At 54.2% G+C, this 10,726-nt stretch carries 11 protein-coding genes; 6 read left to right on the forward strand and 5 right to left on the reverse strand.

Going from position 1 to position 10,726, the window contains the following annotated elements:
- Positions 1 to 1,072: OmpP1/FadL family transporter (locus AC1DIS_RS29030; RefSeq protein ID WP_477781262.1), on the reverse strand; the 1,072-nt coding region annotated here is incomplete at its 3' end.
- Between the two features lie 198 nt (positions 1,073 to 1,270).
- Entirely contained in the window at positions 1,271 to 1,897 is a 627-nt protein-coding gene (locus tag AC1DIS_RS29035) for a TetR/AcrR family transcriptional regulator (RefSeq protein ID WP_018927737.1), read from the reverse strand.
- A 274-nt stretch (positions 1,898 to 2,171) separates the two neighbouring features.
- On the opposite strand from AC1DIS_RS29035, the gene AC1DIS_RS29040 reads away from it, so the two are divergent.
- Positions 2,172 to 3,347: a PAS domain-containing sensor histidine kinase gene (locus tag AC1DIS_RS29040; RefSeq protein WP_096480413.1), complete on the forward strand. Its 1,176-nt coding sequence runs from the start codon at positions 2,172 to 2,174 to the stop codon at positions 3,345 to 3,347.
- 481 nt (positions 3,348 to 3,828) lie between these two features.
- On the opposite strand, the gene AC1DIS_RS29045 is transcribed toward AC1DIS_RS29040, so the two are convergent.
- On the reverse strand, positions 3,829 to 4,755 hold the full coding sequence (locus AC1DIS_RS29045; RefSeq protein ID WP_096480414.1) for an AraC family transcriptional regulator: 927 nt from the start codon (positions 4,753 to 4,755) through the stop codon (positions 3,829 to 3,831).
- 165 nt (positions 4,756 to 4,920) lie between these two features.
- Here AC1DIS_RS29045 and AC1DIS_RS29050 point away from each other — a divergent pair, with 165 nt between their 5' ends.
- The 3 genes from AC1DIS_RS29050 (at position 4,921) to AC1DIS_RS29060 (ending at position 8,335) form a co-directional block, all read left to right on the forward strand.
- Positions 4,921 to 5,970, forward strand: coding sequence for an NAD(P)-dependent alcohol dehydrogenase (locus AC1DIS_RS29050; protein WP_477748560.1), 1,050 nt, complete (start codon positions 4,921 to 4,923; stop codon positions 5,968 to 5,970).
- A 44-nt stretch (positions 5,971 to 6,014) separates the two neighbouring features.
- Complete coding sequence (locus tag AC1DIS_RS29055) at positions 6,015 to 7,037, forward strand: alpha/beta hydrolase (RefSeq protein ID WP_477743968.1); 1,023 nt, start codon at positions 6,015 to 6,017, stop codon at positions 7,035 to 7,037.
- Between the two features lie 89 nt (positions 7,038 to 7,126).
- A complete protein-coding gene (locus AC1DIS_RS29060; RefSeq protein WP_477743967.1) occupies positions 7,127 to 8,335 on the forward strand; it encodes an MFS transporter in 1,209 nt (402 codons plus the stop codon).
- 72 nt (positions 8,336 to 8,407) lie between these two features.
- Here the strand turns inward: AC1DIS_RS29060 and AC1DIS_RS29065 are convergent, their stop codons facing one another.
- A complete protein-coding gene (locus AC1DIS_RS29065; protein WP_018927732.1) occupies positions 8,408 to 8,596 on the reverse strand; it encodes a hypothetical protein in 189 nt (62 codons plus the stop codon).
- Positions 8,597 to 8,735: 139 nt separating this feature from the next.
- Positions 8,736 to 9,167, reverse strand: coding sequence for an Lrp/AsnC family transcriptional regulator (locus tag AC1DIS_RS29070; RefSeq protein ID WP_019578517.1), 432 nt, complete (start codon positions 9,165 to 9,167; stop codon positions 8,736 to 8,738).
- A 200-nt stretch (positions 9,168 to 9,367) separates the two neighbouring features.
- Here AC1DIS_RS29070 and AC1DIS_RS29075 point away from each other — a divergent pair, with 200 nt between their 5' ends.
- Positions 9,368 to 10,087 carry a YczE/YyaS/YitT family protein gene (locus AC1DIS_RS29075; protein WP_018927730.1) on the forward strand — a complete coding sequence of 240 codons (720 nt, stop codon included), beginning with the start codon at positions 9,368 to 9,370 and terminating at the stop codon, positions 10,085 to 10,087.
- Between the two features lie 100 nt (positions 10,088 to 10,187).
- A partial coding sequence (locus AC1DIS_RS29080) for a radical SAM protein (protein ID WP_477781263.1) occupies positions 10,188 to 10,726 on the forward strand: 539 nt, incomplete at its 3' end.

Below are 10,726 nucleotides of genomic sequence, written 5' to 3' on the forward strand. Positions count from 1 at the left end.
TGCGCGGTCCACGGTTGGTGTTGTTGGTGGGAGACTGGTCGACCGAGAAGCCTGCGCGAAGTACCCATTGGCTGTTCAATTTGTACGCCGTGCCGATAGCGTGAGCCCACGTATCATGCCAGTTCTGTTCTTCGGTAATAGTGCCCAGCGAGCCGCTCAACAAAGGGGGTAAACCCGTGTTCTCGATGGTTAATTCTTTAAAGCGACTCCAGCGTGTCCAGGTACTCCCCAAATATAGAGTCCAGTCATTATTGAGCTGATGAGTCACCGAGAAATCCACTGACTCTGGGGTATCCACATCCAGCGAAGCGTCATAACTCCGGCCGCTGACCCCCAACACGCTAAAGATGCCGTCGGTGACCTTGGTCTTGGCGTCCAAGTGGTAACTGACCTTGGAATGGTAAGTCATGCCCAAGCGAGTTTGGTCTGTAGCCTGCACCAGGATACCGGCGTTGAAACCGAGGGCCGTGTCATCGCCCGTGCTTTTGAGTTTTCCGTCATTGCGACCTGGGCTAAGTGGATTGGGCACCATCCCGGACAGCTCACCGGTGATGCGGTTGATGGTCGGACCGAAGCCGATCGAAACTTTGTCGTTAAAGGCATAGCTGATGGTGGGCTGGAACGTAAGGGTCGTGACCTCACTTTTGTTGGCGTAGTAACGCCCGGCAAAACCGCTGCCATAGTCAGTCATCAGACCGAAAGGTACATAAAAACCTACACCGAACGCCCAATGCTCATCGATGGGTTTGACGTAGTAACCCATAGGCACTGTGGTGGTTGGCACCATGTCGCCGTCTTCCTGGCCTCCGAATGTACTGCGGGTTTGGCTTATGTCAGTCTTCGCGAATAGAGTCGCCGCGCCCACGCTGACCTGCTCTCTTTTCAATCGAGACATACCCGCCGGATTACCGAATACCGTGCTCGCATCTTCAGCGGATGAGGAGCGCCCGGCAAACCCGGACCCCATCCCACTGACGCTTTGTTCATTGAGAGCGAAACCGCTTGCAAACACATTTGAAGATGCGAGCACGACAGCGAGGCCAAATGGGCTCTTGAGCAATATTTTTTTCATTGTTTGAACTCTATGGGATCACTGAGATGAAGCAGTAGAAGCAACGGCTCACCATATTTATTCATGTGACCAATTCAGTCAACGGTCACAATGCGAATAAATGAAATGCCCTTCGACGACTGGAAGAAGGGCAAAGTGAAAAGCCGTTTTGGTGATGTGTCGCTTACACAGGCATGACGTAAAACCGTTAGCCGAAGGTCAAGGCATGAGGCTACGCAAAATGAGGTTGGCGGTGAGCGTGGGCGCCTCCTCGACATAATCGAGGTTGTACTGCAGGAGTAAAGGATTGACGAAAGGCCGCAAAGCCAGATGTATCGCTTCTACTGTTTCGTCCAGGGGAGTCTTGCGTTCAAATTCGCCGATCTCTCGCCCCTCCCGCACGATTTGCAACACGAAGCGTTTGATCTGTGCGTCATAAGCCTGCGTACTGGGCCAGCTTTCCGACGCCGCAAATGCTGCAATGTCATAGAGTTTTCGGTCGTTAAAGAACAGATTCACGCCTGTGGCGACCACAGTTTTGACCAATCGTCGAAAGCGTTCCGTCGGCGACAGGTCTTCTACATTGATCGCCTGCTCCACAGCCGCGACGATTTCTGCCAGACAATTTGCGCAGATGGCTTCACCGATCGCCTGCTTGGAATCAAAAAATTTGTAGATGTAGGCCTTGGAAAACCCAATGGCCCTAGCCAGGTCGGAAACCGTGGTTTTGCCGTAGCCGTACTGACTGAAGTGTTCGTTGGCCGCCGCAACAATCTGGTCTCGAATGTCGTGATCGGCTGGGCCACGGGGGCTGGGCGAAGCTGAAGATATTGATGGCTGATTCATGGGAACAGCTTACTCATCCTATCGAGGACTGACAACTTGTGACCGACAAGATATATAGTCACAAATCGGCCATTTTGAACGACTTTTCCGAACGCCCACAAACTTCATCACTTGAGCCGGTCGACAGTGGCTGCCTCGAGGAGTTGTTGCAACAGATTGGCTAACCCTCCGTATGTCGAGACCAAGCACTGCAAAAGGAGTAAATTTTGAGAGTCCTTGCCCAAGTGGTGTCTATAATTTTTCAGATATCGGCCCCATTGGTCAGTGAATACAAATGCCCGCAGATGACGACTCGCTGCCCGGTTCTGAAATTCTCTTCGATGAAGCTGATTGTGGCTTACTGCTTACCGCAGAAAATGGACAGATCGCACAGGTCAACCTCACCTTCTGCCGCTGGATTGGCTACCGCAGGAGTGAGCTGGTCGGTCGTCACATCCAAGACCTGATGAGCCCTGAAGGGAGGACGTTTCACAGGACGTACTGGGCGCCCCTTATGCAAATCCAGGGCGTGATCGCTGATGTCAAATTCGATCTCGTTCACTACAACGGACATTCAATTCCGATGATGCTCAGCGCCGTCCGTTGTGAGAGTTCTGCTGGCATATTTCATGAAATGACGCTGTTCAAAGCCGAAGATCGGCAAAGATACGAGCGTGAGCTGCTCCATGCCCGAATGCTCGCAGAAAGACATTTGGCAAAACACCTCAAGGATCAACGGGTGATGGATATCACCCAAGACAAGCTGCGCATCACTTACGCCGCGGCGGAAGACCGGGCCCTGTTCGCCGAGCAGCTTATCGGGATTGTCAGTCACGACCTGCGCAACCCATTGTCGGCGATAAAAATGGCAACAGAACTGCTGGGCCGCAGGGAGATGGATGCTAAGCAGGCACAAATCCTTGGCCACATCACCCACTCCGCAGAGCGCGCGCAGCGTCTGGTGGCCGATCTGCTGGATTTCACCTTGACGCAGGTCGGGCGAGGTATCGCAGTTCTGCCCAAACCCGTCGATCTACACGAACTGGTGGCCGACTGTCTGGACGAGTTGAGTCTGGCGTTCCCCGGGCATGAATTGACCCACCTGCGTTATGGGCAAGGTGACTTTACTGCTGACAGTGATCGACTCTATCAGCTCATCGGCAACCTGGTCGCCAATGCAGTCGCCTACGGTGCTGCCGATAGCGGAGTCACCGTTTCTTCGCGCATCGAAGATCCAGCGGTCATTATTACAGTCCACAACCTTGGCACACCCATACCACCTGAGTTGCTCAAGGACCTGTTCGAACCGATGATCCGCGGCAGTCATGACAATGCTGAACTTAGAAGTGTCGGGCTGGGTTTGTTCATTGTTCGTGAGATCGCCAGGGCGCACCACGGCGACGTGGCTGTAACGTCTTCTCTAACGAGCGGAACAACATTCACTGCAACCTTTCCTCGCACCATAAATTAGCTTGGGTTGACCTTCGCTCAACCCCGTCGCCCTCCTTTGCTAGCCGTCGATAGCGTGGTGTGTTGCTTGCCAATCTGGTCCGCGAAGACTGGTGCCCTTCAACGACAAAACGCCTACCAGTTTACTGTTCGCCCGCAAATTGCCCAATCGCTCAGGCTGGGAAAACACTGGAGTAAGCCGAACGGGGTGTGTCCTGCAGCCACGGCGCACTCCTCGAGCACATGCAAATTAGCCGAGGTTGCCGCGAGGTGCCGCCGTCGAGACTGGTTCGGGGAACGGAACTGCGAACGAAGGTGTCATCTGTATTAGGCACCATGGTGTCGCAATCCTGTTGGGATAGAGAGGTGGTTTTCATGAACAATATTATCTACATCGTCGGGGCAGTTGTGATTGTCCTGGTTATTCTGTCGTTTGTCGGCCTTGTATAGCCTTAGCTGCCAGCTGAGAACCGTCCTGATGGCGCCTGCCTGACAGGGTGTATTTATGTTGCTACCCCCTGCCCTCGCAACATCGCAATATCCCGCTTGGGGGGTACGCCAAACAGACGGCTGTATTCGCGGCTGAACTGCGATGGGCTTTCATAGCCGACCTGGTAGGCTGCGCTTGATACTTCCTGATGCTCGTTGAGCATCAATCGCCTCGCCTCGTTCAATCGCAACCACTTCTGGTACTGCAACGGGCTCATCGAGGTGAGCTGGCGGAAGTGGTGATGAAAGGTGGGTGTGCTCATCTGCACTCGCGCCGCAAGTTCTTCGACGCGAAGCGCCGAGGCGTAATTCAACTTCAGCCAGTCGATGGCTTTTGCGATGCGATAACCCTGGCCATCGACCGAGGTAATCTGCCGCAACCTGGCGGCCTGATCACTCTTCAAGAGACGATAGTGAATCTCGCGCTGAATCAGGGGCGCAAGCACAGGGATGGCTTCGGGTTCATCGAGTAGCGCCAGCAAGCGCTCGAACGACGCCAACATGGCAGGCGTTACTGAACCAATCCCGACACCTTTCACCACTGATCGATCACGGGTTGGCGGCAAGTCACCCTGCACTATCAGCTCAGCCAGCATGCGCAGATCGAGCTTCAAAGTCAGCCCCAGGCATGGCTGCTCCGGGCTTGCCGCCAGCACCTCAGAATTGGCGGGCAAGTCCAATGAGGTGATCAGAAATCGCGACGTGTCATACGGGTAGCCCTCGCCACCTACCCAAAGCTGTTTCTCCCCCTGGGCGACGAGGATGATGCTTGGCTCGACCATGCAGACGACGGGCGGCGACGGATGTTCGCGCCTGAAAAAGCCCAGGCCCGTAATGGGCGTACCGTAGTCACCTGGTTTCGGGATCTGCTCGCTAATGATCCGCGCAAGCGTTTCTTGTGGCGACAGGTGTTGAGCAGCGGTGTCGTGTTTGATCGTCATGTTCGCCTTGTACCTCTTCGCTGAACTCTAACTCGCCCGCTTACGACCGTCCTGCAAAAAAACAGAGACTCATAGAATCAGGCAAGTAATCCAGTGCAATGCACTACAGGGAGTCTGGGCAGAGCCGGAAAATGTTCATCCGACAAAGCCATTGAGGACTCTCCCATGCTTGTACAAGCCTATGGTGCTCATGCGGGCGACAAGCCCCTTGAACCGTTGCAAATCATTCGCCGCACACCCGCCACCCATGACGTTCAGATCGATATTGCCTTTTGCGGCATCTGCCATTCGGACTTGCACCAGGTGCGCGCCGAGTGGGCGGGCACGCAATTTCCCTGCGTACCGGGGCACGAAATTGTGGGTCGTGTATCGGCGGTCGGCGCGCATGTTGTGGATTTCAAAGTCGGCGATCTGGTCGGTGTCGGTTGCATCGTCGACAGCTGCAAACACTGTGAAGACTGTGCCACGGGGCTGGAAAACTATTGCGACGGCATGGTCGGCACCTACAACTTCCCGACCCCGGACGCACCTGGCTGGACGCTCGGCGGCTACTCACAAAACATCGTGGTGCATGAACGTTATGTTCTGCGTATCCGCCATCCCGAAGAACAACTGGCCGCCGTCGCACCACTGCTGTGTGCGGGCATCACCACCTATTCCCCACTCCGTCACTGGAACGCCGGGCCGGGCAAGAAAATCGGCGTGGTCGGCATTGGTGGCCTGGGCCACATGGGCATCAAGCTGGCCCACGCGATGGGCGCCCACGTCGTGGCGTTCACTACATCCGAATCCAAGCGCGAAGCGGCGAAGGAGTTGGGCGCTGACGAAGTGGTGGTATCGCGCAACGCTGAGGAGATGGCCGCGCATGCCAAGAGCTTCGACTTCATCCTCAACACCGTCGCAGCCCCCCACGATCTCGATGCCTTTCTGGTTCTACTCAAGCGCGATGGTGCGCTGACCCTGGTCGGTGCGCCCGCCTCGCCGCATCCATCGCCCAATGTGTTCAACCTGATCATGAAACGACGAACGATTGCCGGCTCGATGATCGGCGGTATCCCCGAGACGCAGGAGATGCTGGATTTCTGCGCCGAGCACGGCATCGTCGCCGACATCGAGTTGGTCCGGGTCGATCAGATCAACGAATCCTATGAGCGGATGCTCAAGGGCGACGTCAAGTATCGCTTCGTGATCGACAACGCCACATTGGCTGGCTAAGCGAAAGGCGCCAGCGAATAACCACTCATCAAAAGGACTATCCAGTGAAAGGCATTTTGCTTGCCCTAGGGCTGCTTGTTACCTCTTTTTCTTCAACGGGAGCCGATTTGTCGAACGGCGCGGACAACTTCTACAAAAGCGAAAAAGTGACGGTAGAAAAGGTCACCTTCAAGAATCAATACGGCATGAAGGTGGTGGGCAATCTGTTCATCCTGAAGAACCTCAATCCTCAATCGAAGAATGCCGCGATCATTGTCGGTCATCCAATGGGGGCAGTGAAGGAGCAGAGTGCAAACCTCTACGCCACAAAAATGGCCGAACAGGGATTTATCACACTGTCGCTGGACTTGTCCTTCTGGGGTGAAAGTGAGGGCACGCCTCGCCAGGCCGTTTCGCCTGATATCTACGCCGAAGGCTTCAGTGCCGCCGTGGACTTTCTCGGCTCTCGCCCATTGGTCGATCGTGAACGTATCGGCGTCATCGGTATTTGCGGCAGTGGCAGCTTCGCCATCAGTGCGGCCAAGATCGATCCGCGTCTAAAGGCCATCGCCACCGTCAGCATGTACGACATGGGCGCCGCCAATCGTAATGGCCTCAAGCACAGTGTAACGATCGAACAACGCCGCCAAATCATTCGCGAAGCGGCGCAGCAGCGCAACGCCGAATTCTGGGGTGGCGAAGTCCGCTATACCAGCGGCTCACCACTGAAGCTGACCGGCAACGCCGTGGGTGACGAGTTCTACGATTTCTATCGCACACCGCGTGGTGAGGTCACCCCTGCCGGCGCATCGGCACAGACAACCACCATGCCGACGCTGACCAGCAACGTGAAATTCATGAACTTCTATCCGTTCAACGACATCGAGACGATCTCCCCTCGCCCACTGCTGTTCATTGCTGGCGCCTGGGCACACTCACTCGAGTTCAGCGAGGATGCCTACAAACGCGCGGCAGAACCTAAAGAACTGCTCATCATTCCAGATGCCGGCCATGTGGATCTTTACGACCGGGTCGACCTCATACCATTCGCCAAGTTGACCACGTTCTTCAAAAGCAACCTGAAGTAGCACTGAGCAGTGCCCTGGCCGGGCATCCGTTCTCACGCGCGGCCTCGTTCCCGGGGCCGCGACGCTTCGCGCATTACGGGATTCAATCAATGATCCAACACACGCTCTCAGCCCCGCGAAAACCTGAACAATCATGGGGTGCCGTATTCGCCATGTCGCTCGCCGCCTTCGTCCTGGTGGCATCGGAGTTCATGCCCGTCAGCCTGCTGACACCGATTGCCGCCGATCTGCATATCACCGAAGGGCAAGCGGGCCAGGGCATTTCAGTCTCTGGGCTGTTTGCGCTATTCGCCAGCCTCCTGACCGCTTCGGTGGCGGCGCGGGTCGACCGCAAGCCACTGCTGTTGTCCCTGACCCTGCTGATGATCGTTTCGGGAACCGTGGTCGCGTTCGCGCCGAACTACTGGGTGTTCATGGCCGGCCGCGCGCTGATCGGCGTAGCAATTGGTGGTTTCTGGTCATTGTCGGCGGCAACTGCCATACGCCTGGTGCCTGACGACCAGATCGCTCGCGCCATGGCAGTCGTCAATGGCGGCAACGCTCTGGCGACAGTGATTGCAGCACCTCTGGGCAGTTTTCTCGGAGCCTTCATCGGATGGCGCGGCGCATTTTTGTGCGTCATCCCGGTCGCGGTAATCGCCAGTCTCTGGCTTTGGGCGAGCCTTCCTGCGATGAAGTCGCAAAGCGGTTCAGGCACTGGAAATGTTTTCAGGCTGATGAAAAGCACACCGGTCGCGTTAGGCATGGCGGCGGTCAGTGTCTTTTTCATGGGCCAGTTCATGCTATTTACCTACCTGCGCCCGTTCCTTGAAACGGTCACGCACGTCAGTATTTCCATGCTGTCACTGATGTTGCTCGTCCTCGGCCTGGCAGGCCTCGCGGGAACCTTCCTGATTGAAGCATTCTTGAAAAATGGCCTGCATCGCACCCTCATCGTCATCCCGATATTGATGGCGGCGATCGCACTGGCACTCGTTTCGTTCGGCAGCTCTGCGACTACCACCACCGTCTTGTTGGGCCTCTGGGGGCTGGTTGCGACCGCGGCGCCGGTGGGATGGTGGACATGGCTGGCCAGAACATTGCCAGAGGATGCTGAAGCCGGAGGCGGCTTAATGGTGGCGATCATCCAACTGGCCATTGCATCCGGCGCAACCGTTGGCGGGCTGGTATTTGACTCGAACGGCTATCGAGCGACTTTCGAGTTGAGCGCCACGCTGCTGGGCGTGGCGGCAGTTCTTGCCTTCCTGGCGGCACGCGCTGCCTCGCGAGAACCTGTTGCATCGGAGAGCATCGCTTGAAAAAACACAAGACATGCCAAGGCGAGTCTTGTGTTCCTTGTGGGGCAATCGGTTGCAGACTGGACGGTAAAATCAGCGTGCGCTGTCGATGATTTGGCCACCGTCAGGCGTCAGGCTATACCCCGTCAAAAATTGCCCATCCTTGCTGGCGAGAAACAGCACCACCGGTGCGATGTCCTCTTCGGGTGATCCATAACGGCCAAGTACGTTAGTGGGCGCAGGCACATCGGCCGCAATACCCCAAGCGTCTGCGACCGGCATGACATTGTTCACCGTTCCTCAAAGGGCCGTGGACGTTGATTACTAATTCAGGGGCAGATGAATCGCTGCTGGCGCCGTTCCGGGCAAACAAAATGATCACCCTTGAAATAGCTGACAGCCGACTGCTCTATGTACAGGCTCAAGGGACAAGCTTTCTTCTCTCGATAGGGACAGACAAGACAATGCTTGTACGTGTCTCACCGTACGCGTTGATCTTCGCAATGATATTTTCGATATCGGCCATTGACCTGGCATAGATCCTGATCAGGTAGGAGTCGTTACCCGTGACGTGCAGGCACTCAACGACTTCGGGTATGTCGTTGAGCGTCGCTATCAATTTGGATTTCGCAGGCTTGAGGGTGGTCATGCCGACGACAGCAGATATGCCGAACCCTAGTTTGGTTGGATCTAACTGAGCGCTATATCCCTTGATAACCCCAGAGTCTTCGAGCTTTCGCAACCGATCAGTGGTGGCGGGAATAGAAAGACCTGCGTGCTTGGACAGCTCCGTGATGGAAATGCGACCAAAGTCCTGCACCTTCCCCAAGATTTTGATGTCTATACGGTCCATGTAAGCTCCCACAGCAAAAAGTATAAATTTTAATGAAAAGCACCCGGTTTTCATTAAAAAATAATGCACCAAAATAAAGCAGAGTGCTAGTCTATTTGCAGCCCGGTAAAGCCTAACAAGAACCCGGGTAATCAATAGCTCTGAATCCTTAGCGTTACGCACTGCATAATAAAATATTCTCCTCCAGGGATGGTGTTCGTATGGAAGATGAAAAAATAAAGTGTGAAAAAAAATCCTATCCATCATTCGCGAATTATATTGGAACGCAAGTCCTAAGTTTTCGTGATTTCAAGATGGATCAGATTTTTATGTATCTGGCTGGCGTCGCCCTTTTCTCGGTGGGGGCCAAGTTTTTCATAGTCAGTCAACTGGGGACTGACCCCTTAGATGTCCTGATCATCTCGATAAATAAAATACTCATGCTCGGAATGGGCGTTTGTTCGGGTATCGTTTCTCTATTCTTTCTGCTGTGGTGGATGCTCTGGAACAAGAAATATCCTCCGATAAGCCCATTTGTTACAACCACACTTACAGGTCTGTTGATTGACCTCTGGTCCGTGCTGGGGCTTGGAGAGTATTTGATTGTCAGAGTGAATGAGTACACGATATTGGCGATGGGTCTGGTGCTGTGTGCTTATTCGTCTGCACTGATTATCATGAGCGGTATTGGTATCAGAATCATGGACCTTGTGGTGCTTACCATGGTGTCCAAATGGGCGTGGTCATTCACCAAAGCCAAAATGATAATTGAAATTGGCATCTTTTCAACCGGATGGCTTCTAGGCGGGCCCTTCGGTATGGGAACCATTGCATTCTTGTTGGTCATAGGCCCTCTTATACAGCCATTCATGAATATAAACGCCAGGCGTTTTTCACTTAAGAATTATGGATTGACCAGCGTTTCTTCCGCCTATCAATAACTACTAGGGGATTGCTGCCACTGTGGCGGCGGGATTGTTTCGCCTCGACTATTTAAACCGATGATATTGACAGCAACTTCCGTAAAATGAGGAGTAAGAGATGGACACTACAAAAAATAAAAACTGGACCTTGGAAAGCACGCCTGCAAAGTTGGAAGAAATACTCCCGAACGGCGTTGTAAAGTGTCATCTTTCTCCCCGAAACTGTGTCATTCAGGAGGGTAAAGTAGGTTTTTGCAAGGTGCGCGGAAACAGAGGCGGCCGGTTAGTTACATTGAATTATGGCAAAGGCGTTCACAGCACCGAAGAGACCATCGAAACCGAGGCGGTATTCCACTTTGCTCCCGGAGAGCGAATCCTTTCCCTAGGCAATATCGGCTGCATGCTTAACTGCGGCTACTGCCACAATTGGAAGACCTCTCAGGCCAAGTATGTGACAGACAAAGATGTTTACTACTATACGCCTGAACAGGTTGTAGAAACCGCCTTAAAGCATGGTATACGCGTTATCTCCTGGACGTATAACGACCCTGTTGTCTGGCATGAATTCATCCTCGATACGGCAAAGCTGGCAAAGGAAGCGGGCTTAATCAATTTATATAAATCAGCTTTTTTTATCAGTGAAGAAGCCATTGATGA

The organism is Pseudomonas sp. 05N433 (assembly GCF_056396925.1).

What these genes read in the sequence shown, in the direction of transcription:
- AC1DIS_RS29035 (WP_018927737.1), bottom strand. Translation starts at nt 1,897, where the DNA reads ATGAATCAGCCATCAATATCTTCAGCTTCGCCCAGCCCCCGTGGCCCA.
- AC1DIS_RS29040 (WP_096480413.1), top strand. Translation starts at nt 2,172, where the DNA reads ATGCCCGCAGATGACGACTCGCTGCCCGGTTCTGAAATTCTCTTCGAT.
- AC1DIS_RS29045 (WP_096480414.1), bottom strand. Translation starts at nt 4,755, where the DNA reads ATGACGATCAAACACGACACCGCTGCTCAACACCTGTCGCCACAAGAA.
- AC1DIS_RS29050 (WP_477748560.1), top strand. Translation starts at nt 4,921, where the DNA reads ATGCTTGTACAAGCCTATGGTGCTCATGCGGGCGACAAGCCCCTTGAA.
- AC1DIS_RS29060 (WP_477743967.1), top strand. Translation starts at nt 7,127, where the DNA reads ATGATCCAACACACGCTCTCAGCCCCGCGAAAACCTGAACAATCATGG.
- AC1DIS_RS29065 (WP_018927732.1), bottom strand. Translation starts at nt 8,596, where the DNA reads ATGCCGGTCGCAGACGCTTGGGGTATTGCGGCCGATGTGCCTGCGCCC.
- AC1DIS_RS29070 (WP_019578517.1), bottom strand. Translation starts at nt 9,167, where the DNA reads ATGGACCGTATAGACATCAAAATCTTGGGGAAGGTGCAGGACTTTGGT.
- AC1DIS_RS29075 (WP_018927730.1), top strand. Translation starts at nt 9,368, where the DNA reads ATGGAAGATGAAAAAATAAAGTGTGAAAAAAAATCCTATCCATCATTC.